Here is a 26,075-nt window from a genome sequence, read left to right on the forward strand (position 1 = left end):
AAAGGGACGCCATGGCGTCCCTTTTCACATTCTTCTGCACGCTGGCGCAGGGGGCGCCTGCGACAGCCTTTGACGAGATTCCGGCTTATTTCACGGCGTCAAAGGTCAGCAAGGTGGCCTTGTCGGCATCCTTGAGTACCAGCTGTTTGCCGCTGATCTGGAAGCTAGCCACCTTCTCCAGGGTCTGCAGGTAGTTCATTTCCTTGCCGGCCAGATCCCCCGCACACATCATGCGCGTCGAACCCATGGCGCCCAGCGTCAACACGCCGTCACCCTGCTCTGTGATGCCGCCAAAGTAGCGGTTGCAGCCGCCCTTGCCCGCCACCTTGTCACCGGCGACCAGCAGGGTGAAGGTATCACCGCTCGCCCCTTGCAGTTGCCAGGTCGATGCCTGCAATTGTGCCAGCGTGGAACCCGTAGTCATGGCGCAGCCTCCCAGGGCCAGAGCGGCCAGCAGGATCAGTTTGTTGTTCATCAGTTCACCTCGTGATGGAGCGTGTTGTAACGACACGGAGTGAGGGGCCTGTGTACCATGACTGCGGCGTCAATCAAAACTCTTTTATTGTGATCGGGGTTCCCTTTACTCCCCGCTGGCATGTGCCATGCTTGTAGTCCTGTTCGGACCCAGGGAGGGGAAACGAATGGTCAAGTCTCTCGTCATCGCCATGGCATCCAGCCTCGTCTTTTCGGCTCAGGCCGCCGACTGGAGTTTTCTCCAGACCGAATCGGACAACCCGCTCTACGTCAAAAGCTATTCCGGCGTACTGCTCGGCAACCAGAGCCATCTTGGCGACAACTTCGACCTCTGGCTCATCAATACCGGCTACCAATACCCGCTTCAGGATGACATCAGCCTCTACATGGAGGCCGGCCCCGCCATCGGCCCCCAGAGCGGGCAGGCCGGGTTCAATATCAGCTCTGGGGTGCGCTATCGCCTCTCCCCGTCACTCAACATCGGCAGCCAGCTCAAGCAACTGGAGGTGAGCAAGGCCAGCACCCTGGTTGAGCTCAACAGCAGCCTGCTGGTGACACCCTCCCTGGCCATCACCGCCAATTACGGACTCAGTGCCTTCAGCACGGAACACTTTCTCACTCTGGGAGTGGGCTTCAACTTCTGAGGTTCAGAGGAGCCTGGCGCCGCTCACCAGCACACCGTTGAGGTCGGCGTAGACATAGTCGCCGGGCGCTATGGTCACACCGGCAAAAGAGACCACGGTGTCCAGCGTGCCCAGGCCCCGTTTTTCGGTCTTGACCGGGCAGGGGGCCAGGGCCTTGACCCCCAGCGCCAGGGTCGCCAGCGTCCCCACATCCCGCACGGCACCATTGATGAGGATCCCCTCCCACCCCTGCTCCACCGCCTTGATGGCCAGCTGATCCCCGAGCAGCGCCCGACGCAGGGAGCCGCCCCCGTCGATCACCATCACCTTGCCATGGCCGGGACGATTGACCAGATCACGCACCAGGCTGTTGTCTTCAAAGCAGGAGAGGGTCACGGCCTCGCCGTAAAACAGCGCCTTGCCGCCATAGTCCTGAAACAGGGGGTCAGCGATCCTAAGGGCATCGCCATGTTCATCGCAAAGGTCGGGCAGCAGGTCCAGCATGATCATCATCCTTCCATGGAGTGAAATGTGTCCGCTCATTATTTCATCATGTCGGGGCGCTGACAATCCACCGGCCGGGTGCCCTGTCCGGATGGCGGGGGGCCATGTCAGCCCTAAGGCCTGAACCGCCAGCGGGACGCAAGCGCCCCCAGATGACAGGGCGTCCCTTCCAGCAACACGGGCACCAGCCAGAGCTCTCCTTCACGCACCCAATAGAGGGCATTCTGGCCAAATCGGGCGGCCAGCCGGATCGCTTCTGGCTGCGAAAGCGGCAACAACAGCGACGCCTCCTGCCAGCGCTCATCCTCATCGCTCCCCCAGACCTCTCCCATGACGGGACACTCGCCCATTTGCCGGACAAGGGCTCGCTGGCGACGGGCATTGCGGCGCAGCCCCACCCACCGGCTGGCCGGGTTCCAGGCCGTGACAATGGCATAGGCTGGGCAACTGGGAGGCGCAAAGGGGGCGATGAAGCACACTTTTCTGTAGTTTTCCCACAAAGTCATGTCAACCACATGTTACATCCCATTACATTTATTAAGGGCGAAAAAGCGGGTCAGCCCAAGTATGATGCAGCGAACTCGGGGATTGACTTATATCAAAGCTGAGTTAAAAAGTTGCTATCTGACGGCAAAGAGTGTTGTTATGCGCCTGTTAACTGATAAAATGCAGCAACTTTTGTAATGGACTACCTCTCCGGGCTTCTCTTGTTCAGACTTGTTGAGAGCCCATGTACGGCACAGGGATGCTTGCCGACATAGTTACCAAATTCGCGATGATTCGACCTGATATTCATACCCAGGATGACGTAATAAATTTTCAGGACCGGTCGGATAACGCCAAAGAGTGTTAAAATTTCGATAATTAACTGATAAGAATCTGGGAATACTCATGCAAACACCACATATTCTGATCGTCGAAGACGAGCTGGTCACCCGCAACACCCTCAAGAGCATCTTCGAAGCCGAAGGCTACATCGTGCTGGAAGCCAACAACGGTGACGAGATGCACCAGGCCCTGACCAGCCACACCATCAACCTGGTGATCATGGACATCAACCTGCCGGGCAAGAACGGCCTGCTGCTGGCGCGCGAGCTGCGTGAAGATGACAACATCGCCCTGATGTTCCTGACCGGTCGCGACAACGAAGTGGACAAGATCCTGGGGCTGGAGATCGGTGCAGATGACTACATCACCAAGCCGTTCAATCCCCGTGAACTGACCATCCGTGCCCGCAACCTGCTGAGCCGCACCATGAACGTGGCCGCCGGTGGCGAAGAGAAGAAGCTGGTGGAACGTTATCTGTTCAATGGCTGGGCCCTGGACATCAACAGCCGCGCCCTGGTCAGCCCGGCAGGGGACATGTTCAAGCTGCCCCGCTCCGAGTTCCGCGCCATGCTGCATTTCTGCGAGAACCCCGGCCAGATCCAGACCCGTGCCGAGCTGCTCAAGAAGATGACAGGCCGCGAACTCAAGCCCCACGACCGCACCGTCGACGTGACCATCCGCCGTATTCGCAAGCACTTCGAGAGCGTGGGCGACACCCCGGAGATCATCGCCACTATCCATGGCGAAGGCTATCGCTTCTGCGGCGAGCTGGAGCAGGAGTAATCCTCCCCACTCCCGAGTTGAAAAGGCGCCCTGTGGCGCCTTTTCCATGTCTGCGCCTTTCAGCTTGGCCGCTCTGGCACTCTCGCCGGCATCAAAAAACAGACAACAAAAAGCCCACTCGCAGGAGTGGGCTTTTTGTGTGAAGACTGGAGCGGGCAGCGGGAATCGAACCCGCATCATCAGCTTGGAAGGCTGAGGTAATAGCCATTATACGATGCCCGCTAGGCATCAAAACTTGCTTGGTGTGATGGGGAATCCCCACGACAGACAGCCATCTGGCTGATATGGACAACGGCGCGTGCCGCTATCTGGAATGTGGAGCGGGTGATGGGAATCGAACCCACGTATGCAGCTTGGGAAGCTACCGTTCTACCATTGAACTACACCCGCGTCAGTGGCCTCTACTATATGCATTTTGCTGCCGAGCGCAATCACCGACCTCGCATTTTTTGCCATAAATCAAGCTGTTCGGCCAACTAATGAGCATGAAGCCGATTTTTCACACAATGATGTTCCTCCGCCCGGTTCTGCAAGGTTGCCAAGCCGTGGGGGCGACGATAGTCTTGCGCCACTCGTTTGAGGAGGGTGGTAATGGACAAGAACAGACAGAAACATCTCTATGGCTGGTTGCGCAAACAATCGGGCCAAGGTCGGCGCTGGATCGGCATCTCCATCGCCTTCGGGCTGGGTCAGGGCGTCCTGATGGTGATGCAGGCTTGGTTGCTGGCGACCCTGCTGCACGGTTTCATCATCGAAGGCTCCACGCCGGAACACTCCGCCCCCCTCTTCATCAGTCTGTTGCTGGTGACCCTGACCAAGGCGGCCCTGGCCTATGGCCGCGAGGTGGCGAGTTTCAAGGCGGGCAGTGCGGTGCGCCAGGCCATCCGCGAGCTGGTGCTCACCCGCCTCGCCAGGCTCGGCCCTGCCTATATCCAGCGTCGCCCCGCCGGTAGCTGGGCCAGCCTGCTGCTCGAGCAGATCGAAGAGATGCAGGACTTCTTCTCCCGCTATCTGCCCCAGATGGCCATCGCCGTCTTTATTCCCCTGGTGATCCTGGTCTCTGTGTTCCCGGTCAACTGGGCGGCGGGCCTCATTCTGCTCGGCACGGCCCCCCTCATTCCCCTCTTCATGATCCTGGTAGGGGTGGGCGCCGCCGATGCCAACCGCCGCAACTTCCAGTCGCTGGCGCGCCTCTCAGGCCACTTCCTCGATCGCCTCAAGGGGCTGCGCACCCTGCAGCTTTTCATGCGCACCCGGGCGGAAGGGGAGGCCATCCGCGATGCATCGGAAGATTTTCGCGAGCGCACCATGGAGGTGCTGCGCCTCGCCTTCCTGAGCACGGCCGTACTGGAGTTCTTCGCCGCCATCGCGGTGGCCCTGGTGGCCGTCTACTTCGGTTTCTCCTACATCGATCACCTCAACTTTGGCAGCTATGGCGTCAAGGTCACCCTCTTTACCGGCCTGTTCGTGCTCTTCCTCGCCCCCGAGTTCTACGCGCCGCTGCGGGAACTCGGTGCCCACTATCACGCCAAGGCACAGGCCATTGGCGCCGCCGAACAACTGCTGGAATTTCTCGAGGCCGACGTGAGCGAACCCGCCTCCGGGACGCTCCCCTTCCATGCGGATGGCCCCGTCAAGGTAGAAGCCCGCAGCCTGGAAGTGCTGAGCGCCGAGGGCAAGGTGCTGGTCGGTCCCCTCGATTTCACGCTGGAAGCCGGCACGCGTACCGCCCTGGTCGGCATCAGCGGCGCGGGCAAGAGCTCCCTGGTCAATGCCCTGCTCGGTTTTGCCCCCTATCGCGGTTCCCTGTGCGTCAACGGAGTGGAGCTTCGTACCTTGGACATCAGCCAGTGGCGCCAGCAGCTAGGCTGGCTCTCCCAGAATCCCCAACTCTTCCACAGCTCCCTGCGGGACAACCTGCTGCTGGCCAGACCATCCGCCAGCGACGCCGAGCTGGAAGCCGCGCTCAAGCGCGCCCAGGCCTGGGAGTTCGTCAATGAGAAGGGGCTGGACTATCGGGTCGGGGATCAGGCGGGCGGTCTCTCCGTCGGCCAGGCCCAGCGCATCGCCCTTGCCCGTACCCTGCTCAAAACGACCCAGATGATGGTGCTGGATGAACCCACTGCCAGCCTGGATCGCCATTCTGAGCGAGCCGTCATGAGCGCCCTCGAACAGGCCGCACAAGGTCAGACCCTGCTGATGATCACCCACCGCCTCGATCAGCTCAGCCAGGTGGACAACATCCTGGTGCTGGCGCACGGCAAGCTGGTGGAGCAGGGACGTTTTGCCGCACTCGGCGAGGCCCAGGGCCCCTTCGCCCGCCTCCTGTCGCAATCCCAAGGTTTCGGAGACTCTCTCGATGACTGATCTATTGCCGTTCCTGCGCCTTTATCGCCAGCACTGGCTCAGCCTCTCCATCGGCCTGCTGCTGGCCCTGGTCACCCTGGTGGCCGGCATGGGCCTGCTCTCCCTCTCCGGCTGGTTCCTCTCCGCCGCCGCCGTCGCCGGGCTGGCGGTCGCCACTCGAGACACCTTCAACTACATGACCCCTGCGGGGGGCGTGCGTTTCTTCTCCATCGTGCGCACCGCCAGTCGCTGGGGAGAGCGGGTCGTGAGCCACGACGCCACCTTCCGGGTGCTGACCCGGCTGCGGGTCTGGTTCTGGCAAAAACTCTCCCCTCTCTCCCCCGGCTCCCTTGCCGGTTTTCGCCAGGCTGACCTGCTCAACCGTCTGGTGGCCGACATCGATGCCATGGATCACGTCTATCTGCGCCTCATCACCCCCATTGGGGCGGCCCTGCTGAGCTGCGCCGGGCTGGTCTTCTTCCTCTCCTTCTTCGATGGTCGCCTGGCGCTGACGCTGGGAGCCATTCTGCTCTTTGGCATGCTGGCCTTGCCCCTGGTCTTCTATTTTGCCGGGCGCGCGCCGGGCCGCCAGCTCATCGCCGAGAAGTCCAACCTGCGCACCCGCATGGTGGACTATCTGGACGGCCAGGCCGAACTGCAGATGTTCGCCGCCGCTCCCGAGGCGCTCACCGGATTGCAGCAGGCGGAGCAGGCCCTGATCCGGGCCCAGGCCCGCATGGCCCGCGTCAGCGGCCTGGCCGCCTTCTCGGTGCAGTTGCTGAGCGGCTGGACTCTGACCCTGATGCTCTGGCTGGCCGGTCACGGCGTCGGTGGCAGTGCCCCTGACCCCATCACGGCACTCATGGTGTTCGCTACCCTGGCGAGCTTCGAGGCGCTGCTGCCGCTGGCCGGTGCCTTCCAGCACCTCTCCACCAGCCTCACCTCCGCCCGCCGTCTCAACGAGATCCTGCAAGAGGCCAAGGCGCCGGAGTGGGGAGCACAGCAAGCCCCCGCTGCCCGGGGTGCCGTGCAGATAAGCGACCTGCATTTCACCTATCCAGGCCAGGATGCTCCCGTGCTGCAAGGGTGCGCCCTGCAACTGCATGCCGGGGAGAAGCTGGCGCTGCTGGGGCAGACCGGCTGTGGCAAGTCCACCCTGATGGGGTTGCTGACCCGGGAATGGACGGCCCTATCGGGGGAGATCCTGCTCGATGGCAAGCCCCTCACCGATTACAGCGAAGAGGCGCTGCGCGCCTCCTGCTCCGTGGTGAGCCAGCGGGTCCACCTGTTTGCCGATACCCTGCGTGGCAACCTCACCCTGGCCGCCCCCGGAGCCAGCGACGAACGGCTCATCGAGGTGCTCACCCAGGTGGGGCTCGGGACTCTGCTGCGCGATGAGGGTGAGCAGGCCGAACAGGGACTGGATGCCTGGCTCGGGGATGGCGGGCGTCCGCTCTCCGGCGGAGAGCGCCGCCGCATCGGCATCGCCCGCGCCCTGCTCCACGATGCACCGCTCTGGCTGCTGGACGAGCCCACCGAAGGGCTCGATACCCAGACCGAACGGGAGATCATGGATCTGCTGCTGACCCTGGGGGCGGATCGCACCCTGCTGCTCATCTCCCACCGCCTGCTGGGGCTGGAACGGATGGACAGGGTAGCCCTGATGGAAGAGGGTCGCATCCGTCTGTGTGCCCCCCACCAGGAGCTGCTGGAAGATGATCACTACCGCAGCCTGCACCGGCGGCTGGCCCCCGCCTGATCCGGGATCGTCTCGCTACAATCCATTGATATGGCTAAAAATGGGGCTGGTCGCCATCGGCGACTGCCCCCTATAATGGCCCACTCGCCACCCAACAAGATGCCGATATGAAACGCCTGATCCTGATGATGCCCCTGATTGCCTCCGGTTGCGCCGACTTCGCCTTCAACAGCAATCTGGACAAGGAAAACTTCGACGAGTACTTCAAGCCGGGGAGCGTGCGGATCTACGAGCAGAGCGAGCTCGCCGACCTCAACTACCTCTACCTCGGCACCGTCGAGGGGGAATCCTGCCAGAGCGATGCCAACCAGGCGGTGCCCAATGCCGGTGAAGCCCGCACCCTGGCCCGCCGCCGCGTGGCGGACATGGGGGGCAACGGCGTCAGCTTCGACAAGTGCGCCGAGTTCAGCGACGTGCCCGGCTGCCTGAAGCAGGTGATCTGCTACGGTCAGGCGCTGAAAGTGGCCGAAGAGAAGTAAGTCCTGCCATGGCGATCGCCATCGTGCGACTCGGCAGCCCCCGCCTCGAGGATGAGGGGCTTCGCATCGGCACCGTGCGTCGCCCCCCTCGCGGCGTGCCCGAAGCGGCGTTCGCCAGCCAGGATTGGTACGACGTCTGGTTCCCCAATCTGGCCCCCAGCGCCGAGACCATGAAACTCGGTCAGACTGCCGACACCCCGGCCCGGTGGACCGCCTTCTGCAAGCAGTACAAGGCCGAGATGACCGCCCCGGCCGCGAGACACGATCTGGCACTGCTGGCCGCCCTCTCCCACACCACCCATTTCTCGGTGGGATGCTACTGCGAACAGGAGTCCCGCTGTCATCGCAGTGTGCTGAGGACCCTGCTGGCCGAGGCGGGGGCATTGCTGCGCTGAGCGCCCGACATGGATGAACACCCCACATGAGAAGAGGGCACCCCGGGGTGCCCTCTTCTTTATGATGTCAGCTAGTACGCATTCGATGACAGGGGAAGCGCCCCCCGTCGTCGCAGGGCCTGTTCCTCATCAGGGGTCATGCCCGGCAGCGGCCCCCGGGGGTTGCTGGCAAGCCATACCACCAGATCGTCAACCGTCTCCTCCAGGGGGCGAAAGTTCAGGCCATGGACGATGGCGGCCTCGGCGCTGATGGTGCCATACCCAGCATACTCGGGCAGCTCGTTTGGCAGCAGCGTGGGATAGCTTTGCCAGGGCGCCACCCCTGCCGCCATCAGGTCACGCCAGGGAGCCCACTCGAGCTGCAAGGGGGTCGCTGGCGTCAGCCGGGCAGCGAGGCGCTCCACCCAGTCGTTCAGTGCGATGCCGGGCTTGATCAGGTTGAAGCACCCAGCGAGTCGCTGCTCGGCAGCCCGCAGCACGAACTCGGCGCAGTCGCGCACATCCAGGTATTGCAGCCTGTCCTCCCCCAGCCCCGGCAAGAGCCAGGGCCCGCCCCGCTGCACCCGCCTCACCCACCAGGCAAGACGAGCGGTCGGATCAAAGGGGCCGCAGAGCACGCCGGGGCGCAGGGTGCACAGGCGATCTCCCCAGCGGGCGCGATACACCGACTCGCACAGCACCTTGAGGGGGCCGTAGTCGGTGGGCGCTCCAGCCATCTCGTGCAGGGGGGCCGACTCATCCATGCCGGGTTGGGAAAAATCGCGATAGACACTGATGGTGGAGATGAAGATGAGCTGATCACAGCGCCCCAGCAGGGCGTCAGAGAGTCCTTCAGCCTGTTCGGGGCGATAGCAGCAGGTGTCGATGACCAGATCCCAGTGCCGCCCCTCGCCCCGCAAGGGGGCCAGGTCCCCGTCTCTGTCCCCGTGAAGCTGGGTCAGCTCCCGCCAATCCGGGTGCTGGCGGTGGCCACGATTGAACAGCGTTACCTCGTGCCCCCAATCCAGGGCCAGCGTAGTCAGGTGGCGACCCAGAAAGCCGGTGCCGCCGATAATCAACAATTTCATCCCTGTCTCTCCTCTATGGCGCCCTCTCCTTGCAGCCCCTCCACGGGCAGCCGAAACGGCCATGGCCTGGCATGGTGAGCACACGTCCCAGGCACGCCCTGATGCCGCCAGGCATATCGTCATGGTGGGGCAGCAGGCTCCTTGCCCGCTCCCCCGCCACCCCTTTTGCCGCCCCACCCTACGCAAGTTGGCACCAGGACACAGCCCCCAGGCACCGGGTCTGGGATCGGGATCACAGGGGCCGCGTCCTGGTGCTCCCCCTGCGTTTTCGGCGTGCCTGTGCTACATTGCCCGGGTTTTCAGCCAGGATCCGCCATGAAGTTCGATATCGATACCCTAGGGATCATCCGCTCTCCCTACAAGGAGAAGTTCGCCATACCCCGCCAGCCCGGTCTGGTCAGCGCGGCTCGCGCCCGCCTCGAACTGCTTCCTCCCTATGATCAGCCCGATGTGCTGCGCGGCATCGAGCAATTCTCCCATCTCTGGATCAGCTTCGTGTTTCACCAGACCATGGATCAGGGCTGGCACCCGACGGTGCGCCCGCCGCGCCTCGGCGGCAACGAGCGGGTCGGGGTCTTTGCCACCCGCTCCACCTTCCGCCCCAACCCCCTCGGCCTCTCCGTGGTCGAACTGCACGGGGTGGGACGTGAGCGCGGCAAGCTCTGGCTCGAGCTGGGCGCCGTGGACTTGCTTGACGGCACCCCCGTCGTCGACATCAAGCCCTATGTCCCCTATGCCGACAGCCTGCCCCACGCCCGTGGCGGTTTCGCCCCCGATGCCCCCACCCCGCCGCTGGCGGTGAGCTTCAGCGCCCAGGCCGAGCAGCAGCTCGCCCCCTGGCTCAAGGCCCACCCGGAGCTGCGCGAACTGGTGAGGGAGGTGCTGGCCCAGGATCCCCGCCCTGCTTACAAGAAGGGCAAGCCGGATGACAAGGTGTACGGTGTCAGATTGTTCGATGTGAACGTGCGATTTCAGATAAAAGAACCGCAATGTCAGGTACTGGCCATCGAACCCGCTTGAAAAAAGCCTCTCGGACAGCATGAAAAAAGCCACCTCCCGGGTGGCTTTTCTATGGGCAAAACAGGGTGCTCAGCGCCGCTGCAGCAGTAGGCTGCCGATGGAGTAACCGGCGCCAAAGGAGCAGAGCACCCCGCGAGCCCCGCTCGGCAGATCCTGGTTGAAGAGGTGGAAGGCGATGATGGAACCCGCCGAGCTGGTGTTGCCGTAGCGGTCGAGGATGACAGGCGCCTCCTGTTGGCTGGCGTCATGGCCCAGCAACTTGCGACCGATGAACTGGTTCATGGTGAGGTTGGCCTGATGAAGCCAGAGCCGGCTCAAGCCATCGGCCGCCCATCCCTGCTCCGCCAGCTGGGAGGCTATCTGATCGCACACCAGGGGCAGCACCTCCTTGAACACCTTGCGCCCCTGCTGGCGAAACAGCTTGTCATCGCCGTAGCGGGTGCGCGGGCTGAGCCGGTTCAGGAAGCCGAAGTTGTTGCGGATGTTGTTGGAGTACTGGGTCACCAGCTTGCTGGCCACCAGTTGCCAGGGGTTGGCAACCTGGCAATCGGCCTCCCGCTCCAGCAGCACGGCGGTACAGGCGTCACCGAAGATGAAGTGACTGTCCCGATCGCGGAAGTTGAGGTGACCCGAGCAGATCTCCGGATTGACCACCAGCGCCAGCCGGGCGGTGCCTGCCGCCAGCATGTCTGCGGCGGTCTTGATCCCGAAGGTGGCGGAAGAGCAGGCCACGTTCATGTCGAATGCCAGGCCGCTGGCGCCGAGATAGTGCTGCAATTCGATGGCCAGCGCCGGGTAGGGGCGCGGCATGTTGGAGGCGGCGACGATGACAAGATCGATCTCCCCCGGTTCACGACCGGCGGCAATCAGCGCCTGCTCGGCGGCCGCCACCGCCATCTCCACCATGATGGAGGGCTGATCGTCCGGGCGCTCCGCCATGAGCGGCTGCATGATGTCGGGATCCAGCACCCCCTCGCTGCTCACCAGATAGCGGCTCTTGATGCCGGAGGCCTTCTCGATGAACTCGCAGCTCGAGTGCTGTTTGGCAGGCAGCTGCCCTGCATCGATGGCGGAGGCGTTCTCCTCGTTGTAGAGATCCACGTACTGGTTGAAGGCCGCCACCAGCGCTTCATTGCTGACGGCAAAGGGAGGGGTATAGAGGCCTGAGCCACTGATTACGATAGAGGTCATCTTTGCTCCTGGCCGGGTGCAATCCCGGCTTGTCTGTTTTTTAGGGTTCAGAGGGTCACAGCTGGTCGATGGCCGCAGCCAGACCCGCCAGGGTCAGCGGGTGCATCCGCCCGCCGATCAATTCGTTCATCAACTTGATGGAGGGGTGCCACAGCCACTCCTGCCTTGGCAGCGGATTGACCCACACCATCTTGGGGAAATGTTGTTGCAGGCGCCCGAGCCACACCTGGCCGGGCTCCTCGTTCCAGTACTCTACGCTGCCACCTGGCCAGGTGATTTCATAGGGGCCCATCTTCGCATCCCCCACCACCATCACCCTGTAGTCGCTGCCGTAGGTGCGCAGCAGCCGCAAGGTATCGAACCGATCATCATGGCGCCTGGCATTGTCCTGCCAGACGAAGTCGTAGAGGCAGTTGTGAAAATAGAAGAACACCAGGTGCTTGAACTCGTGGCGCAGGGCCGAAAAGAGGCGCTGCACCTCGGCCACGTGGGCATCCATGGAGCCCCCTACGTCGAAGAAGACCAGCAGTTTGACCCCGTTGTGGCGCTCGGGCCGCAGCTTCACATCGAGCCAACCTTGCCTGGCCGAGCTTTGGATGGTGTCGTCGAGATCCAGCTCGTCGGGATTGCCCCGGCGCACCCAGCGCCTGAGCTTGCGCAGGGCGAGCTGGATGGCGCGCTGCCCCAGGGGCGAGTCGTCACTGAAGTTGCGAAAGTGGCGCGCCTCCCACACCTTGGTCGCCCGCCCGTGCTGGCCCTCTCCCCCCATGCGGATCCCTTCCGGGTGATAGCCACCGTGACCGAACGGGCTGCTGCCCCCGGTGCCGACCCACTTGTTGCCGCCCGCGTGGCGCGCTTTCTGCTCGCTTAGCCGCTGGTTGAGGGTCTCTAGCAGTTTGTCCAGCCCGCCCAGGGATCTGAGCAACGCCTTCTCCTCCGGGCTTAACAGTCGCTCGAACTCCTGGCGCAGCCAGTCGTCAGGCAGGCTCTCCGGCAACAGGGGGATGGCGGCCAATCCCTCGTAATACTCGGCGAAGGCGCGATCGAAGCGATCGTAGTGCGCCTCATCCTTCACCAGCAGGCAGCGGGATAGCTGGTAGAACTCGTCCATGTCGAGGCTGGCCAGTCTGACTGCCAGCGCCGCGTGCAGGTCGAGCAACTCCCGCAGGCTGCAAGGAAGCTTGTGGCGGCGCAGATGGGTAAAAAAGTCGATCAGCATGGGTCAGCTGCCGCGTCTGGCCAGAAAAGCGAGCTTCTCAAACAGATGCAGGTCCTGCTCGGTCTTGAGCAGGGCGCCGTAGAGGGCAGGCACCAGTTTGCCCGGCTCGCGGGTGCGCATCGCCTCGGGGGCGATATCGTCGGCCAAAAGCAGCCGGATCCAGTCCAGCAGCTCCGAGGTGGACGGCTTCTTGCGCAGCCCCTCTACCTCGCGCAGCTCGAAGAAGAGCTCCATCGCCTCACCGAGCAGGCTCTCCTTGAGGTTTGGGTAGTGGAGCTTGACGATGGCCTGCATCTCGGCCTTGTCGGGGAAGCGAATGTAGTGGAAGAAGCAGCGGCGCAGGAAGGCATCCGGCAACTCCTTCTCGTTGTTGGAGGTGATGATGACCACCGGCCGCTGGCGGGCCTTGACTCGCTCGCCGGTCTCGTAGACATCGAACTCCATCCGATCCAGCTCCAGCAGCAGATCGTTGGGAAACTCGATGTCCGCCTTGTCGATTTCATCGATGAGCAGCACTGGCCGCTGCTCTGCGCTGAAGGCCTGCCACAGCTTGCCCCGGCGGATGTAGTGGCCTATCTCCCCGACCCTGGGGTCACCGAGCTGGGAGTCTCGCAACCGGGCGACGGCATCGTATTCGTAAAGCCCCTGCTGGGCCTTGGTGGTGGACTTGATGTGCCAGCTGATGAGCTCGGCGCCCAGGGATTCGGCCACCGCCTCCGCCAGCACCGTCTTGCCCGTACCGGGTTCCCCCTTGATGAGCAGCGGCTTCTCCAGCACGATGGCGGCATCGACGGCCATCTTCAGTGCCTGTGATGCGAGATAGCGATCGCTTCCTGCAAATCCCATGAGATCCCTTCCATTGGATGCCCAGGCAGCGGGAGCCCCCTCGGCAAGAGAGAATAAGTTCTATATGTTGTAATAACATATTGTTATAACGATTCGTCACTTCTCATTCAGAAACCACAGGGTAATCTTGTTTCATCGCCTTAACAAACACAGGGATAGCACCATGAGCAAAATTTTTGAGGACAACAGCCAGACCATAGGCAACACCCCGCTTGTTCGTCTCAACCGTGTTACCAAGGGCCGCGTGCTGGCCAAGATCGAGAGCCGCAACCCGAGCTTCAGCGTCAAGTGCCGGATCGGTGCCAACCTCATCTGGGATGCCGAGAAACGCGGCGTGCTGACCAAGGGCAAGGAGATCATTGAGCCCACCAGCGGCAACACGGGCATTGCCCTGGCATTCGTGGCTGCGGCCCGCGGCTATCCCATCACCCTGACCATGCCGGCCACCATGAGCCTGGAGCGCCGCAAACTGCTCAAGGCCCTGGGTGCCAACCTGGTGCTGACCGAAGGCCCCCTCGGCATGAAGGGCGCCATCGCCAAGGCCAACGAGATCCTCGAATCCGAACCGGGCAAGTACGTGCTGCTGCAACAGTTTGAAAACCCGGCCAACCCGGAAATCCACGAGCAGACCACTGGCCCCGAGATCTGGGACGCCACCGATGGCGAGGTGGATGTGTTCGTGGCGGGCGTCGGTACCGGCGGCACCATCACCGGGGTCTCCCGCTACATCAAGAAGACCAAGGGCAAGGCCATCGTCTCCGTGGCGGTCGAGCCCAGCGAATCCCCCGTCATCAGCCAGAAACTGGCGGGTGAAGAGATAAAGCCCGGTCCCCACAAGATCCAGGGCATCGGCGCCGGCTTCATCCCGGGCAACCTGGATTTGAGCCTGCTGGACCGCGTCGAGCAGGTGAGCAGTGACGAAGCCATCGAGATGGCCCGCCGCCTGATGGAAGAGGAAGGGATCCTGGCCGGTATCAGCTCCGGCGCTGCCGTGGTCGCTGCCAACCGTCTGGCCGAGCAGCCGGAGTTCGAAGGGAAAACGATTGTCGTCATCCTGCCGAGCGCCGCCGAGCGTTACCTCTCCAGCGCCCTCTTCGCCGGTGTGTTCAGCGAGCAGGAATTGCAGCAGTAGTTGATCAGCCAACACCAAAACGACGGCGCTCCGAGGAGCGCCGTTTTCATTATGCGCTAAACTCTCTAGCCACCAGTGCCACTCGGCCCCTTATTTTTTGGGGTAAAATAACAAACTTGGATATGACAAAAAAAGCAGACATTCTGTGATAAATCTCATATCCTGTGCGGCGTCACGAGGTGTTTGCTGGCAAGGTATCACAAGGTAACAAAGTGTTATTTTTCGTTATAAAATAATTTCAGGCCAGTCCTGACGCGGCTTGCAGCCTGATAGCGAAAAAATACCTGGCCACGACGCCGAATACTGCACAGAAAATTGACCTGGATTAAACCATTGCAGGTCTGATTTCGTTACTTTACAACATATCCATACTGACACGGTGAGACAGGAAGCCTCATTGGCGACCATCTCTCCAAACAATATCAATAATATGGGGTGAAACCATGTACGAGAAGTCTGTTGTTATTACTGCTGAAAACGGCCTGCACACCCGTCCTGCAGCTCAGTTCGTGAAAGAAGCCAAAGAATTCCAAAGCGAGATCACTGTGGTCTCCGGTGGCAAATCCGCCAGCGCCAAGAGCCTGTTCAAGCTCCAGACCCTGGGTCTGACCAAAGGCACCAACGTGACCATCCAGGCTGACGGCCCGGACGCTCAGAAAGCCGTTGAGAAGCTGGTTGCCCTGATGGACGAGCTGGAGTAATCCAGCTTTATTCCTCCCCCACAGTCGTTTTAATAGGAAGGATTATGATATCTGGCATTCTTGCGTCCCCCGGTATCGCATTCGGCAAGGCGCTTCTTCTGAAAGAAGATGAAATCGTTATCAATCAGGGCAAGATTCCCGCCGAACAGATTGATGCCGAGATCAACCGCTTCCTCGAAGCCCGCACCAAGTCAGCCGCACAGCTGGAAGCCATCAAAGAGATGGCCGGTCGCACCTTCGGTGAAGAAAAAGAGGCCATCTTCGAAGGCCACATCATGCTGCTCGAAGATGAAGAGCTGGAAGGGGATATCAGATCCTTCATCAAAGAACACAAGGCCTCTGCCGACAGAGCCGTTCACGAGGTGATCGAACAGTACGCCAAGATGATGGCCGATCTGGATGACCCCTATCTGCGTGAGCGCGCCACCGACTTCCGTGACATCGGCACCCGTCTGGTCAAGAACGTACTGGGCATCGCCGTTGTCAACCTGAGCACCATCGACGAAGAGGTCATCCTGGTCGCCAAAGACCTGACCCCGTCTGAAACCGCTCAGATCAACCTGAAATACGTGCTGGGCTTCGTCACCGACATCGGTGGCCGTACCTCCCACACCTCCATCATGGCCCGCTCCCTGGAGCTGCCGGCCGTTGTGGGCACCAACGACATCACCGAGCGCGTCAAGAACGGTGACATGCTGGTGCTGGATGCGATCAACAACCAGGTCATCATCAACCCGACCGCCGACCAGTTGAACGAAGCCAAGAAGTTCCAGGCCCAGTTCCAGGCCGAGAAGGACGAGCTGGCCAAGCTCAAAGACCTGCCTGCCATCACTCTGGATGGCCACCAGGTCGAAGTGTGCGCCAACATCGGGACCGTCAAGGATACCGAGGGTGCCATTCGCAACGGCGCCGAAGGCGTGGGTCTGTACCGTACCGAGTTCCTGTTCATGGACCGTGACGCTCTGCCGACCGAAGACGAGCAGTTCAAGGCTTACAAAGAAGTGGCCGAAGCCATGCCGGATCAACCGATTATCGTCCGTACCATGGACATCGGCGGCGACAAAGAACTGCCCTACATGAATTTCCCGAAAGAGATGAACCCCTTCCTGGGCTGGCGTGCCGTGCGTATCTTCTTCGATCGCACCGACATCATGCACGCCCAGCTGCGGGCCATCCTGCGTGCGTCTGCCTTCGGCAAACTGCGCATCATGTTCCCGATGATCATCTCCGTCGAAGAGTTCCGCAGCCTGAAGGCTACCGTGGAGACGCTGAAAGCCGAACTGCGTGCCGAAGGCAAAGCCTTTGATGAATCCATTGAAGTGGGTATCATGATCGAGACCCCGGCCGCGGCCGTGATGGCTCATCATCTGGCCAAGGAAGTGGATTTCTTCAGTATCGGTACCAACGACCTGACCCAGTACACCCTGGCTGTCGACCGTGGTAACGAGATGATTTCCGCCATGTACAACCCGCTGTCACCCTCCGTCCTGACCCTGATCAAGATGGTGATCGACGCTTCCCATGACAATGGCAAGTGGACCGGTATGTGCGGTGAACTGGCTGGTGACGAACGCGCCACCCTGCTGCTGCTGGGTATGGGTCTGGATGAGTTCTCCATGAGCGCCATCTCTGTACCGCGTATCAAGAAGCTTATCCGCAACACCAACTTCGAAGATGTGAAGGCCATGGCCGACCAGGCGCTGAGCTTTGCCACCGCCGCCGAAATCGAAGCGTGCGTAGATAACTTTATTAAGCAGAAGGCAGTCTGCTAAGATCGGCTGCAAACAGCGACAATCATCTCTAGGAGCTTTTACTATGGGTCTGTTCGACAAACTGAAGAAACTGGTTTCCGACGACAGTTCTGACACTGGCGGCATCGAAATCTTTGCTCCGCTGTCCGGCGAAATCGTCCCCATCGAAGATGTGCCTGACGTCGTCTTCGCCGAGAAGATCGTCGGCGACGGCATCGCCATCAAGCCGGCCGGCAACAAGATGGTTGCTCCGTGCGACGGCACCATCGGCAAAATCTTCGAGACCAACCACGCGTTCTCTCTGGAGTCCGACTCTGGTATCGAGCTGTTCGTTCACTTCGGTATCGACACCGTCGAGCTGAAGGGTGAAGGTTTCACCCGTATCGCTCAGGAAGGTCAACAGGTCAAGCGCGGTGACACCATCATCGAGTTCGATCTGGCCGTTCTGGAAGCCAAAGCCAAGTCTACCCTGACACCTGTGGTCATCTCCAACATGGACGAGATCAAAGAGCTGGTGAAGATGACTGGCGCCGTGACCGTGGGCGAGACCCCGGTGATCCGCATCAAGAAATAATGCGCCCTGGCTTGACGCCAGCGACCGCCAAAAACCGAAGCCTGGTGCTTCGGTTTTTTTTTGCCCCTTCCATCTCCCGATACTCCATGGGCTCCCGCACAGGTCAGCATGATGGCAAACAGGCAGAAATGTTATCGAGATCAACACGGGCATAAGCAAGCCGAGTACCCTCAAGAGGGATACCTGCGGGTCCTTTGGCTCGATACGAGACGGGATGAAAAGAGATAAGCCGCTTAAGTGGCGAGGAGACAACGATGCTGAGAAATACCGAACAACGTTATGGCAGCCTGAGCATAGGGCTGCACTGGTTGACCCTGCTGCTGATGATCGCCGTCTATGCGCTGATGGAGTTCAGGGACATCTTCCCCAAAGGGTCGGCCGGCCGCGACCTGATGAAGGAGTTTCACTTCATGGTGGGTCTGCTGATCCTGGCGCTGGTGGTCGTGCGCCTGCTGGTGCGCGTGGGTAGCCCTTCACCGCGTATCGTGCCCGAGCTCTCCCCCCTGATGCTCACGCTGGCTAAGCTCGCCCATCTGGCGCTCTATGGCTTCCTGATCCTCACCCCGCTGCTGGGCTGGCTGCTGTTGAGCGCAGGGGGCAAACCCATTCCCTTCTTCGGCCTGGCGCTCCCCGCCCTCATCGCCCCCGATGACGGCCTGAAGGGCACCATCAAGGAGTTGCACGAGACGCTGGCCAACATTGGCTATGCTCTGATTGCCCTGCACGCAGCGGCAGCCATCTACCACCACCATGTGCTCAAGGACAACACCCTGACCAATATGCTGCCCGAGCGCAAATAACCAGCGACGGGTTGCACACCAACAAAAAGGCCCCTGTGACAGGGGCCTTTTTGCTCATGTAGGGTCATGGGCGACACGTCGTCAGCCGGGCAACACCACCCGGCTTTCACCGCAACCGAGGGCCTCCACCCGCACCTGCACACCGATCCGCTCCACCAGGGTCTGCACGTGGGAGATGACCCCGATCTGGCGACCGGCCGCCTGCAGGGAATCGAGGCTGGCAAGCGCCAGATCCAGGCTGTCGGGGTCGAGGGTGCCGAAGCCTTCGTCGATGAACAAGGATTCGACCTGGGTCTGGCGCGACGACAGGCTGGATAGGGCCAGCGCCAGCGCCAGCGACACCAGGAAGCTTTCACCGCCGGAGAGGGAATCCACCGAGCGCACCTCATCCCCCATGTTGAGATCCACCACCTGCAGCGCCAGATCGGTGCCGGGCACTCGCTCCAGCCGATAGCGGGGGGAGAGCTCGGCGAGCTGGGCGTTGGCCTCCAGCAGCAGCCGCTCCAGGGTGAGGCTCTGGGCGAAGGTGCGCAGCTTGGCGCCGCTGGCCGAGCCGATAAGGTCGGAGAGGCGCTGCCAGTGATCCGCCACCGCCTGCTGGGCGGCCAGTTCCTCCTGCAAGGTGCCCGCTTTGAGGGCCGCCGCCTCGGCCTGGGCCAGCGTGCTCTTGCACTGGAACAGCTGCTCGTCGAGAGCGCGGCAGTGCGCCTCCAGCGCCGTCAGCCGGCTGTCGAGCTCCGGCGGCGCCAACGCGGCCAGCTCGGGGTGATGCTCGCGGTAACGATCCCGCTTGCTCTCCTCCAGTGCCAGCGCCCGCTGCCGCTCGGTCAAACGGGTACGCGCCTCGGCGCGGGCATCCTCCAGCGCCTGCAAGGCAGCGCGGCGCCCCTTGAGCTCATCCGGGCTCATGGCCAGCAGGCGGCGCAGATCATATTCGGCGATGCCGAGGCTGCTGGCGTGGGCAGCCCAGCGCCCCAGCACCTCCCGTCGCCGCCGGCTGCTCACCTGCTTCTCCTGCTCCAGATGGCTGAGACGGGTCTTGAGCTCGGTCTGGCGCTCGCGCAGGGTGCGGGCCGCCCCCTGCATCGTCTCCAGCTCGCTGGCCAGTTGCTGCAGCCGCTGCTGCCAGCGGCTCTCGACCAGGGCAATCTCCTCGCCCCCCAGACAGGTGGCACGACTGGTAACCAGCCCCTGCCGTTGCTGTTCATGTTCCTTGTAGTCGCGCTCGAGCTTGTGCAGCAGCTCACGCTGGGTCTGCAAGCGCGCCTCCTGAGCACTCAGGGCCGGGGTGAGGCTGGCAATCTCGCCGGTCAGCCGCTCCCACTCGCTCTGGCCGTGCAGCCAGGCCTCGCAGGCCCGCTGCCACTCGCGCCACTGCTGGCTGCCCAGCCACTGACGCCAGGGCTGGCCTCCCATCTGCTCGTCGAGCCGGCTGCCCCCCTGTTCAAGGCGCTGGCGCAGGGTCGTTTCCTGCTCGCCCATCGCATTCACCTCCCCTTCCAGAGCGATGCGCTGGCGATCGGCCTCCTGCCACTGCTGCTCGAACTGCTGGTGCTGGCTGGCCAGCTGGCTCAGCTGCTGGCGCACGGCCTGCAACTGCTGCTGCCCCTGCTGGGCCTCGCGCAGTTGCTGCTGGCTGCGGGCCAGCCCCTGCTCCAGACTCTGGCCGCGGCCGAGCAGGGTACTCATCAACTCGTTCCACTCGATCGGGCTCTGACGCAGCGGCAGCGGATGGCCCAGCAGCTCGGCACCGCCCAGCTGCTGCCAACGCTGGGTCAGCTGCTCGGCGCGCGTCTCCAGCTCAGGTAGATGCTGCTGACGCACTGCCAGCTGGCGGGCCAGCTCCTGGCGTTCGCTCTCGCACTGAATGTATTGGTGATTGAGCCGCTCCCACTCGAGCTCCAGGCTGCGGACGCGCTCCGCCAGCTGGCCGAGAATACCGGCCACATGCGGCTGGCTCTGGTGATAGGGGTGCTCCTCGGCGCCGCAGAGCGGGCAAGGTTCACCGTCGCGCAGGATGTGGCGATGCTGCTCGAAACTGGCGATGGCACGTGACTGCTCCAGCGCGTGGCGTGCCTCGTCCCGTTGCAGGGCGAGCCGCTCGCGGGCCGGCGTCAGCTCGTCACCGAGGATGGCCAGCTTGCCGAGCGCCTGCTCCAGCTGGGCGATCTCCTGCTGCAGGCGACCATGCTGCTCACCGTGATTGCGGCCATAGTCCGCCAGCTCCAGCAGCTGGCGCAGCTGGCCCAGTTGTTCGGTCTGCCCTTGCCACTGCTCCTGCGCCTTGGCCAGGCGCCCCTCCCATTGCTGCTCCTGCAATTCGTGCTGCTGTTGCTGCAGCCGCGCCTGCTCGCGCTGCCAGTAGTCGCGCTCCTGCTGCCCCTGCTCCAGCTGGTGCTGCAACTGCCTGAGGGCGCGCAGCTTGTGCTCGCGCAGGGTGAGCAGTTGCTGCAGCCTGTCGGCATCCTCGGCCCAATCCTGCATGGCGGTGAGCAGGGGCTGCCACTGGCGGGCCACCGGCGCCAGCTCCTTGTGCTCCTCAAGCCAGGCGCCCCACTGCAGGTGCTGGGCCTTGAGCTGCCCCACCTGCTGGCGCTGCTGGCGCCAGCCCTGTTCCAGAGTGAGCTGCACCTCCCGCTCCTGCGACCCCTCCTGCTGGATCTTCTGCAGTTGCTGCTGCTTTTCCCGAATGCGGGTGTCGAGCTCCTGCGCCCGTTTGAGTTCAGGCTGCAGGGCTCCCCACTCGCGCTCGGCGGCGATCTTCTCCGCCAGCAGTTGCTGTTCGGTGAGGGCGCTCTGCTGGGTCTGCTCCTCCAGCTTGCCAAGTTCGGGGCCAAGCTCGGCCAGTGCCTTCTCCTGCTGCTGCACCTCCAGGGTGAGGCGAGCCAGCTCGTCGTGATCGGCGCGGGCCACCTGGGCCTGCTCGGCGCGGGCGAACTCCTCCCGCTCGGGAGCGGCCGCACCGTGGGCAGCCTCCGCCGCGGCAAGGGCCGCCTCTCCCTCCTGACAGGCCTGCAACTGCGCAGCGATGCGGCCGTTGAGATCGCGCAAGTCCTGCATCAGTTGCTGTTGCTGCTGCTCGTGTTTGAGGCTGGTGGCGAGGCTGACCTGCTGGCTCACCCACTGCTCGCGGGTCGCCTCGTCCATCAGCGCCACGTCGCCGAGCCGCTGGCTGATGGCGGCAAGTTTCTGCTGCTCCTCCCGCGCCCGTTCATGGGTCTGGACCGAAATGGCGGAGTAGAGCTCGGTGCCGGTCATCCGTTCGAGCAGGGCCGAACGCTCGTCGGCGCTCGACTTGAGGAAGGCGGCAAACTCCCCCTGCGGCAGGATGACGGCGCGGCGAAACTGCTCCCAGGAGAGTCCCACCAGCTCGTCGATGCGATCCTGCAGCTCCCGCTTGCTGCCACTGAATACCTGGCCCGACGCCACGTCGGTCAGGCTGCGCTCCTGGGCCTGAAAGCGCCCCTCGGCGCGGTTGCGAGCCCGGCGCACCGCCCAGCGGGCCAGCCAGACACGGCCGTCACAGCCGCGAAACTGCACCTCGGCAAAACCGCTGGCGTGACCACGGCTGAGGATGCCGCGCACGTCGTTGGCCTTGAGCTTCTCCTCGTCATCCATGCGGCCCACTTCGGCGACATTCTTGCGATTGGCGATAAAGCGCGGCATCTCGTCGTAGAGCGCCAGACAGATGGCATCGAGCAGGGTGCTCTTGCCAGCGCCGGTATTGCCGGTGATGGCAAACAGGCCGGCGGCCCCCAGGGCGCCACCGGCAAAATCGATGGTGAATTGACCGGTCAGGCTGGCCAGATTCTCCCCTGACAGCGACAAGATTTTCATTGGCTGGACTCCTTCACCTGCTCCAGGATCTCTTCAAACGACGCCACCAGCTCGGCCTCCGGCTCCCCGTCGAACTGACGCTGATAGCAGAGGCGAAACACCTCGGTGGGGGAGAGTTCATCGAGCCGGCGCTGGCCGGCACCGTCCGCCAGCCCCTGGCCCGAGCCCTGATAACTGGTCGTGATGCGGGCAAGACGCACCGGCTTGTCGCCGATGGCGGCCAGTACGCGCTCGCGGATGCGGGCCTCGGGTTTGGGCAGCAGCAGCCGCACCTCGAGGAAGGGCTGCGCCTGCTGCGGGCAAGCGGGCAGCGCCAGCGCCTCGATGGCCTGGAGCGCCTCGTCAAGGCCACTCTGGGGCAGGCGGATCATCTCCACCGCGCGGGGCACCGGGATCCGCTCAAGGCGGGCCAGTTTGCCCCTCTCAAACGTCACCTCCAGCACCTGATGGTTGTAATTCGCCTCGGCCAGCGAGAGCGGCAGCGGCGAGCCGCTGTAGTGCACCCCCTCGGCCGGGCTCTGGGCCAGGTGCAGATGACCCAGCGCCGTGTAGTCGGCAGCGGCAAACAGTTCGGCAGGCAGGGCATGCTGGTTGCCGCCGAGCACTCGCCGCTCGGAGAGCTCAGAGAGCTGGCCCGCCGCCAGATAGGCGTGGCCCATGGCGATGAGGGCCTGATCCGGATTGCAGCGCGCCCGCCCCTCGCTCAGCACCGCTTCATAGACCTGGCGCACCCCTTCGATGAGTCTGTCCTGCCCCTCGCTGAGCCCGTCGGGGCGCAGATCGCTGCTGCGCAGAAACGGCACGGCGGCGCACCAGGCGGCCACCTCGCCGTTTTTGCCTCGCAGCGGCACCAGCAGGCGCTCGGTCTCGAGGTGCCCCTCGTCGTCCCGACTGATGCTGCCCACCAGATGCAGGTCGAAGGCGCGCAGCAGCTCATGGGGGGCATCCAGCTTGGAGGGGGAGTCGTGGTTGCCGCCGATGAGCACCATCTCCAGTGCCGGGTGCTCGGCCCGCAGCCGTGCCAGGAAGCGGTAGAGCTGCTGCCAGGCACTGGCGGGAGGGTTGGCGGTGTCGAACAGATCGCCCGCCACCAGCAGGGCGTCGATGTCGCGGGTCTTGATGGTGTCGGCCAGCCAGTCGAGGAAGGCGTCGTGTTCGAAGCGGCGGTCGTGGCCGTGAAGCTGATGACCGAGGTGCCAGTCGGCGGTGTGCAGGATCTTCATGGAAAACGGCTCGATAAGGAGAAGAGAGCGGGGGCGAGGGCGCCCCGGGATGGAGACAAGATGAGGATGGTGCCCCCCGTTTTCAACCGTGGCAGCCCCAGACGTCAGATTCAGACGGCTTGGTAATGCATCTGGTACTGAAGATGGCCGGTGAGGGGATCGGGCACCTCCCCCCCGATTTCAAAGCCGTGGCGGCGGTAGAAACGCACCGCCGGCTCGTTCTCCACGAAAACCCGTGTATACAGCTCGGCACATCTGGATCTGGCTTCCTGCAACAGGGCGTGCCCCACCCCCCGCCCCTGCCTATCGGGGCGCACGAAGAGTGCAGCCAGGTAATCATCCACCAGCGCCATGAAGCCGAGCAGGTCCCCTCGCTCCTCGAACACCCAGATGCGGGCGTGATCGAGGTAGCGGGTACGCAGCTCCTCCTGAGCCTGCCACCAGCAGGAGGCATCGACAAAATCGTGGGCCTGCAGGGAGGCCAGGAGCCAGATTTCGACGATCTCTTCCATGTCTTCCGGCCGACTCTGTCTCAACATGGTCGCCTCCTTGTCTGCAATGTGAACACTCGCAGTCTAGGGGAGTTGGGCCCGCTCCCGGGGGATCAAGATGGGGCCCTGTGAGGTCGATCGCCCTTTATTTAGCGAGAATGATTGGCTGATCACAAAGCGCCTCTCTAGTACAATGCCCGCCGGACAATCTAGAGACCGAGGACGCCATGTGGTTTAAAAACCTGCAGATTTACCGCTTTACCCGCCCCTTCGACCTGACCGTTGAGCAGCTGGAAACCCAGCTGGAAGCCTGCGCCTTCACCCCCTGCGGCAGTCAGGACATCTCCCGGTTCGGGTGGGTCAAGCCCCTTGGCAAATTCGGCTCCACCCTGACCCACGCCGCCTCTGGCCACATCCTGCTGTGCGCTCGCAAGGAAGAGAAGATGCTGCCCGGCACCGTGGTCAAGGAGATGCTGGCGGAGAAGGTAGAGGCCATTGAATTCGAGCAGGGTCGCGCCCTCAAGAAGAAAGAGAAGGAGGCGCTGAAAGAGGAGATCATGCACACCCTGCTGCCCCGCGCCTTCAGCCGCACCAGCCAGACCTTCGCCTGGATAAACCCTGCCGACAACCTGATGGTGGTGGATGCAGGCTCCGCCAAGAAAGCGGACGATCTGCTGGCGCTCCTGCGCAAATCCATCGGCTCCCTGCCGGTGGTGCCGGTGGCCCTCAAGAACCCGCCCGAGATCACCATGACCGAGTGGCTCAACGAGGGCAACCTGCCCGCCGCCTTCACCCTGGAGGACGAAGCCGAGCTGCGCAGCGCCATGGAGCACGGCGGCATCATCCGCTGCAAGCAGCAGGATCTGATGAGCGAGGAGATCAAGAACCACCTGGCCAACGACAAGCTGGTGACCAAGCTGGCCCTCAACTGGGGCGAAACCCTGAGCTTCGTGCTGGGGGACGATCTCTCCATCAAGCGCCTCAAGTTCAGCGAAGAGCTGCGCGAGCAGAACGACGACGTCACCAGTGAAGATCCCGCCGCCCGCCTGGACGCCGACTTCGCCCTGGTCACCGCCGAGCTCTCCCAGTTCATCCCGGCCCTGTTTGCCGCCCTGGGCGGTGAAGAGCAGTCCATCTAAGCAAATTGGCTCAGCCTGATTGCAAAAAACCGCCTTCACGGCGGTTTTTTCATCTCCATCGGCACCGTCGCCGCGGGCTGGTCCCCTCCGGGGTAGCGCCGCCGCGCAATCTCCTGACCCCATAGGTTGCAGCAGCATGGCGCACTGCCCCGGCAGCATGACATCTCGCTAGAGTGCTCCCCTTTCCTGCAACAGTCGATGAAGTCGCTGCGCCAGGGTGCGGTAACCCTCGGCATTGAAATGCACCGCATCGGACTTCAGGGCCGGGTCTCGCAGCAACTCACCGATGCTGTCGTTGTCCAGCACCAGCCCGTACTGCTCTGCCAGCTCCCCGTAGAGGGGGGCGCCATCGGCAAACAGGGATTTTCGGGGCACCCCGACAAGCAGGATCTGGGCCCCGCTCCCCTGCACCGCCTCTATCATGGCAGCGAGATTGGCCTTGAGGGCCGCCTCCCCGCTGCCACGCAGGATGTCGTTGCCCCCCTCCAGCAGGATGACCAGAGCGGGTCTGTGCCGGGCCAGCAACCCGGGCAGGCGGGCCCTGCCGGCCTGGCTCAGCTCTCCGGACACCCCGCCATTGACCACGGGATGGCCGCTCAGGTTCGCCAGCACGCTGGGGTAGCTTTGGGACGGGCTCACCCCGCGCCCCTCGGTCAGACTGTCCCCGAAGGCGAGCAGGGTCTCCCCCTGGGCCAGCGGTCTGAAGGTCGGCTCCCCGCAGGCCGCCAGCAACAGGCAGAGCAGCCCCGCCATGCAAGGTTTCGCCAGCGTCCCCCGGTGTGTCATGAGCGCCTCCTTGATAGTTTTGTAACCATATGAGTATTAAGACAAACTTTTAATCAAGCTCCAAGTGTGACACATTTCGGCAGGTGAACAAGAAACCGACAAGGAGC

General features: G+C 62.9%; 24 protein-coding genes and 2 tRNA genes. 13 read left to right on the forward strand and 13 right to left on the reverse strand.

Annotated features, from left to right (window positions below):
* Window positions 1–85 precede the first annotated feature (85 nt).
* Complete coding sequence (locus AB5Y70_RS06310) at window positions 86–475, reverse strand: META domain-containing protein (RefSeq protein ID WP_049636626.1); 390 nt, start codon at window positions 473–475, stop codon at window positions 86–88.
* Window positions 476–641: 166 nt separating this feature from the next.
* Here AB5Y70_RS06310 and AB5Y70_RS06315 point away from each other — a divergent pair, with 166 nt between their 5' ends.
* Window positions 642–1,118 carry a hypothetical protein gene (locus tag AB5Y70_RS06315; protein ID WP_039039355.1) on the forward strand — a complete coding sequence of 159 codons (477 nt, stop codon included), beginning with the start codon at window positions 642–644 and terminating at the stop codon, window positions 1,116–1,118.
* 3 nt (window positions 1,119–1,121) lie between these two features.
* On the opposite strand, the gene AB5Y70_RS06320 is transcribed toward AB5Y70_RS06315, so the two are convergent.
* On the reverse strand, window positions 1,122–1,601 hold the full coding sequence (locus tag AB5Y70_RS06320) for a putative 4-hydroxy-4-methyl-2-oxoglutarate aldolase (RefSeq protein ID WP_048208766.1): 480 nt from the start codon (window positions 1,599–1,601) through the stop codon (window positions 1,122–1,124).
* 113 nt (window positions 1,602–1,714) lie between these two features.
* On the reverse strand, window positions 1,715–2,107 hold the full coding sequence (locus tag AB5Y70_RS06325; protein ID WP_080988637.1) for a DUF3293 domain-containing protein: 393 nt from the start codon (window positions 2,105–2,107) through the stop codon (window positions 1,715–1,717).
* 385 nt (window positions 2,108–2,492) lie between these two features.
* On the opposite strand from AB5Y70_RS06325, the gene arcA reads away from it, so the two are divergent.
* Window positions 2,493–3,212, forward strand: a complete 720-nt coding sequence (gene arcA, locus AB5Y70_RS06330) for a two-component system response regulator ArcA (RefSeq protein WP_010673581.1) — start codon at window positions 2,493–2,495, stop codon at window positions 3,210–3,212.
* Window positions 3,213–3,359: 147 nt separating this feature from the next.
* Here the strand turns inward: arcA and AB5Y70_RS06335 are convergent.
* Both AB5Y70_RS06335 and AB5Y70_RS06340 read right to left on the reverse strand, forming a co-directional pair.
* A tRNA-Gly gene (locus tag AB5Y70_RS06335) sits at window positions 3,360–3,434 on the reverse strand.
* A gap of 94 nt (window positions 3,435–3,528) precedes the next feature.
* Window positions 3,529–3,602: transfer RNA gene (locus AB5Y70_RS06340), tRNA-Gly, on the reverse strand.
* A 201-nt stretch (window positions 3,603–3,803) separates the two neighbouring features.
* On the opposite strand from AB5Y70_RS06340, the gene cydD reads away from it, so the two are divergent.
* The 4 genes from cydD (at window position 3,804) to AB5Y70_RS06360 (ending at window position 8,191) form a co-directional block, all read left to right on the forward strand.
* The gene (gene cydD, locus AB5Y70_RS06345; RefSeq protein WP_128313645.1) at window positions 3,804–5,579 is read left to right on the forward strand and encodes a cysteine/glutathione ABC transporter permease/ATP-binding protein CydD; all 1,776 of its coding nucleotides are present in this window, start codon (window positions 3,804–3,806) and stop codon (window positions 5,577–5,579) included.
* Window positions 5,572–7,317: a cysteine/glutathione ABC transporter ATP-binding protein/permease CydC gene (cydC, locus tag AB5Y70_RS06350; RefSeq protein WP_202007341.1), complete on the forward strand. Its 1,746-nt coding sequence runs from the start codon at window positions 5,572–5,574 to the stop codon at window positions 7,315–7,317. The genes cydD and cydC overlap by 8 nt, the downstream gene beginning before the upstream one ends.
* A 107-nt stretch (window positions 7,318–7,424) precedes the next feature.
* A complete protein-coding gene (rcsF, locus tag AB5Y70_RS06355; protein ID WP_010673578.1) occupies window positions 7,425–7,796 on the forward strand; it encodes an Rcs stress response system protein RcsF in 372 nt (123 codons plus the stop codon).
* Between the two features lie 8 nt (window positions 7,797–7,804).
* A complete protein-coding gene (locus tag AB5Y70_RS06360) occupies window positions 7,805–8,191 on the forward strand; it encodes a DUF488 domain-containing protein (RefSeq protein WP_201890194.1) in 387 nt (128 codons plus the stop codon).
* A gap of 71 nt (window positions 8,192–8,262) precedes the next feature.
* Here the strand turns inward: AB5Y70_RS06360 and AB5Y70_RS06365 are convergent, their stop codons facing one another.
* On the reverse strand, window positions 8,263–9,258 hold the full coding sequence (locus AB5Y70_RS06365) for an NAD-dependent epimerase/dehydratase family protein (RefSeq protein ID WP_049636621.1): 996 nt from the start codon (window positions 9,256–9,258) through the stop codon (window positions 8,263–8,265).
* A gap of 315 nt (window positions 9,259–9,573) precedes the next feature.
* Here AB5Y70_RS06365 and tsaA point away from each other — a divergent pair, with 315 nt between their 5' ends.
* The gene (tsaA, locus tag AB5Y70_RS06370) at window positions 9,574–10,278 is read left to right on the forward strand and encodes a tRNA (N6-threonylcarbamoyladenosine(37)-N6)-methyltransferase TrmO (protein ID WP_041214760.1); all 705 of its coding nucleotides are present in this window, start codon (window positions 9,574–9,576) and stop codon (window positions 10,276–10,278) included.
* Between the two features lie 69 nt (window positions 10,279–10,347).
* On the opposite strand, the gene AB5Y70_RS06375 is transcribed toward tsaA, so the two are convergent.
* Genes AB5Y70_RS06375 through AB5Y70_RS06385 form a run of 3 tightly spaced genes read right to left on the reverse strand, consistent with a single transcriptional unit; the run spans window position 10,348 to window position 13,534 of the window.
* Window positions 10,348–11,469: a beta-ketoacyl-ACP synthase III gene (locus tag AB5Y70_RS06375; protein WP_039039348.1), complete on the reverse strand. Its 1,122-nt coding sequence runs from the start codon at window positions 11,467–11,469 to the stop codon at window positions 10,348–10,350.
* 55 nt (window positions 11,470–11,524) lie between these two features.
* On the reverse strand, window positions 11,525–12,688 hold the full coding sequence (locus tag AB5Y70_RS06380; protein WP_049636620.1) for a VWA domain-containing protein: 1,164 nt from the start codon (window positions 12,686–12,688) through the stop codon (window positions 11,525–11,527).
* Window positions 12,689–12,691: 3 nt separating this feature from the next.
* The gene (locus tag AB5Y70_RS06385; RefSeq protein WP_049636619.1) at window positions 12,692–13,534 is read right to left on the reverse strand and encodes a MoxR family ATPase; all 843 of its coding nucleotides are present in this window, start codon (window positions 13,532–13,534) and stop codon (window positions 12,692–12,694) included.
* 163 nt (window positions 13,535–13,697) lie between these two features.
* Here AB5Y70_RS06385 and cysK point away from each other — a divergent pair, with 163 nt between their 5' ends.
* The 5 genes from cysK to AB5Y70_RS06410 all read left to right on the forward strand — a co-directional run bounded on the left by cysK (window position 13,698) and on the right by AB5Y70_RS06410 (window position 18,492).
* The gene (gene cysK / locus AB5Y70_RS06390) at window positions 13,698–14,666 is read left to right on the forward strand and encodes a cysteine synthase A (RefSeq protein ID WP_010673571.1); all 969 of its coding nucleotides are present in this window, start codon (window positions 13,698–13,700) and stop codon (window positions 14,664–14,666) included.
* A 443-nt stretch (window positions 14,667–15,109) separates the two neighbouring features.
* On the forward strand, window positions 15,110–15,367 hold the full coding sequence (locus AB5Y70_RS06395; RefSeq protein WP_005303128.1) for an HPr family phosphocarrier protein: 258 nt from the start codon (window positions 15,110–15,112) through the stop codon (window positions 15,365–15,367).
* A 44-nt stretch (window positions 15,368–15,411) separates the two neighbouring features.
* The gene (ptsI, locus tag AB5Y70_RS06400) at window positions 15,412–17,139 is read left to right on the forward strand and encodes a phosphoenolpyruvate-protein phosphotransferase PtsI (protein WP_041213301.1); all 1,728 of its coding nucleotides are present in this window, start codon (window positions 15,412–15,414) and stop codon (window positions 17,137–17,139) included.
* Between the two features lie 43 nt (window positions 17,140–17,182).
* Window positions 17,183–17,692 carry a PTS glucose transporter subunit IIA gene (crr, locus tag AB5Y70_RS06405; RefSeq protein WP_010673569.1) on the forward strand — a complete coding sequence of 170 codons (510 nt, stop codon included), beginning with the start codon at window positions 17,183–17,185 and terminating at the stop codon, window positions 17,690–17,692.
* Between the two features lie 254 nt (window positions 17,693–17,946).
* Window positions 17,947–18,492: a cytochrome b gene (locus tag AB5Y70_RS06410; RefSeq protein ID WP_042015896.1), complete on the forward strand. Its 546-nt coding sequence runs from the start codon at window positions 17,947–17,949 to the stop codon at window positions 18,490–18,492.
* Between the two features lie 81 nt (window positions 18,493–18,573).
* Here the strand turns inward: AB5Y70_RS06410 and AB5Y70_RS06415 are convergent, their stop codons facing one another.
* The 3 genes from AB5Y70_RS06415 to AB5Y70_RS06425 form a co-directional block, all read right to left on the reverse strand.
* Window positions 18,574–22,329 carry an AAA family ATPase gene (locus AB5Y70_RS06415; protein WP_049636618.1) on the reverse strand — a complete coding sequence of 1,252 codons (3,756 nt, stop codon included), beginning with the start codon at window positions 22,327–22,329 and terminating at the stop codon, window positions 18,574–18,576.
* On the reverse strand, window positions 22,326–23,552 hold the full coding sequence (locus AB5Y70_RS06420; protein ID WP_049636617.1) for an exonuclease SbcCD subunit D C-terminal domain-containing protein: 1,227 nt from the start codon (window positions 23,550–23,552) through the stop codon (window positions 22,326–22,328). Before AB5Y70_RS06420 ends, AB5Y70_RS06415 begins: the two co-directional genes overlap by 4 nt.
* A 110-nt stretch (window positions 23,553–23,662) precedes the next feature.
* Window positions 23,663–24,091, reverse strand: coding sequence for a GNAT family N-acetyltransferase (locus AB5Y70_RS06425; RefSeq protein ID WP_049636616.1), 429 nt, complete (start codon window positions 24,089–24,091; stop codon window positions 23,663–23,665).
* 179 nt (window positions 24,092–24,270) lie between these two features.
* Here AB5Y70_RS06425 and rdgC point away from each other — a divergent pair, with 179 nt between their 5' ends.
* Entirely contained in the window at window positions 24,271–25,182 is a 912-nt protein-coding gene (gene rdgC, locus AB5Y70_RS06430) for a recombination-associated protein RdgC (protein WP_010673564.1), read from the forward strand.
* 168 nt (window positions 25,183–25,350) lie between these two features.
* On the opposite strand, the gene AB5Y70_RS06435 is transcribed toward rdgC, so the two are convergent.
* On the reverse strand, window positions 25,351–25,968 hold the full coding sequence (locus AB5Y70_RS06435) for an arylesterase (RefSeq protein WP_049636615.1): 618 nt from the start codon (window positions 25,966–25,968) through the stop codon (window positions 25,351–25,353).
* Between the last annotated feature and the right edge of the window lie 107 nt (window positions 25,969–26,075).

The organism is Aeromonas sp. s1(2024), assembly GCF_040908005.1.
Taxonomy (GTDB): Bacteria; Pseudomonadota; Gammaproteobacteria; order Enterobacterales; family Aeromonadaceae; genus Aeromonas; species Aeromonas caviae.

Coding starts and splice junctions, on each gene's coding strand:
- AB5Y70_RS06310 (WP_049636626.1), bottom strand. CDS start 475: ATGAACAACAAACTGATCCTGCTGGCCGCTCTGGCCCTGGGAGGCTGC.
- AB5Y70_RS06315 (WP_039039355.1), top strand. CDS start 642: ATGGTCAAGTCTCTCGTCATCGCCATGGCATCCAGCCTCGTCTTTTCG.
- AB5Y70_RS06320 (WP_048208766.1), bottom strand. CDS start 1,601: ATGCTGGACCTGCTGCCCGACCTTTGCGATGAACATGGCGATGCCCTT.
- AB5Y70_RS06325 (WP_080988637.1), bottom strand. CDS start 2,107: ATGACTTTGTGGGAAAACTACAGAAAAGTGTGCTTCATCGCCCCCTTT.
- arcA (WP_010673581.1), top strand. CDS start 2,493: ATGCAAACACCACATATTCTGATCGTCGAAGACGAGCTGGTCACCCGC.
- cydD (WP_128313645.1), top strand. CDS start 3,804: ATGGACAAGAACAGACAGAAACATCTCTATGGCTGGTTGCGCAAACAA.
- cydC (WP_202007341.1), top strand. CDS start 5,572: ATGACTGATCTATTGCCGTTCCTGCGCCTTTATCGCCAGCACTGGCTC.
- rcsF (WP_010673578.1), top strand. CDS start 7,425: ATGAAACGCCTGATCCTGATGATGCCCCTGATTGCCTCCGGTTGCGCC.
- AB5Y70_RS06360 (WP_201890194.1), top strand. CDS start 7,805: ATGGCGATCGCCATCGTGCGACTCGGCAGCCCCCGCCTCGAGGATGAG.
- AB5Y70_RS06365 (WP_049636621.1), bottom strand. CDS start 9,258: ATGAAATTGTTGATTATCGGCGGCACCGGCTTTCTGGGTCGCCACCTG.
- tsaA (WP_041214760.1), top strand. CDS start 9,574: ATGAAGTTCGATATCGATACCCTAGGGATCATCCGCTCTCCCTACAAG.
- AB5Y70_RS06375 (WP_039039348.1), bottom strand. CDS start 11,469: ATGACCTCTATCGTAATCAGTGGCTCAGGCCTCTATACCCCTCCCTTT.
- AB5Y70_RS06380 (WP_049636620.1), bottom strand. CDS start 12,688: ATGCTGATCGACTTTTTTACCCATCTGCGCCGCCACAAGCTTCCTTGC.
- AB5Y70_RS06385 (WP_049636619.1), bottom strand. CDS start 13,534: ATGGGATTTGCAGGAAGCGATCGCTATCTCGCATCACAGGCACTGAAG.
- cysK (WP_010673571.1), top strand. CDS start 13,698: ATGAGCAAAATTTTTGAGGACAACAGCCAGACCATAGGCAACACCCCG.
- AB5Y70_RS06395 (WP_005303128.1), top strand. CDS start 15,110: ATGTACGAGAAGTCTGTTGTTATTACTGCTGAAAACGGCCTGCACACC.
- ptsI (WP_041213301.1), top strand. CDS start 15,412: ATGATATCTGGCATTCTTGCGTCCCCCGGTATCGCATTCGGCAAGGCG.
- crr (WP_010673569.1), top strand. CDS start 17,183: ATGGGTCTGTTCGACAAACTGAAGAAACTGGTTTCCGACGACAGTTCT.
- AB5Y70_RS06410 (WP_042015896.1), top strand. CDS start 17,947: ATGCTGAGAAATACCGAACAACGTTATGGCAGCCTGAGCATAGGGCTG.
- AB5Y70_RS06415 (WP_049636618.1), bottom strand. CDS start 22,329: ATGAAAATCTTGTCGCTGTCAGGGGAGAATCTGGCCAGCCTGACCGGT.
- AB5Y70_RS06420 (WP_049636617.1), bottom strand. CDS start 23,552: ATGAAGATCCTGCACACCGCCGACTGGCACCTCGGTCATCAGCTTCAC.
- AB5Y70_RS06425 (WP_049636616.1), bottom strand. CDS start 24,091: ATGTTGAGACAGAGTCGGCCGGAAGACATGGAAGAGATCGTCGAAATC.
- rdgC (WP_010673564.1), top strand. CDS start 24,271: ATGTGGTTTAAAAACCTGCAGATTTACCGCTTTACCCGCCCCTTCGAC.
- AB5Y70_RS06435 (WP_049636615.1), bottom strand. CDS start 25,968: ATGACACACCGGGGGACGCTGGCGAAACCTTGCATGGCGGGGCTGCTC.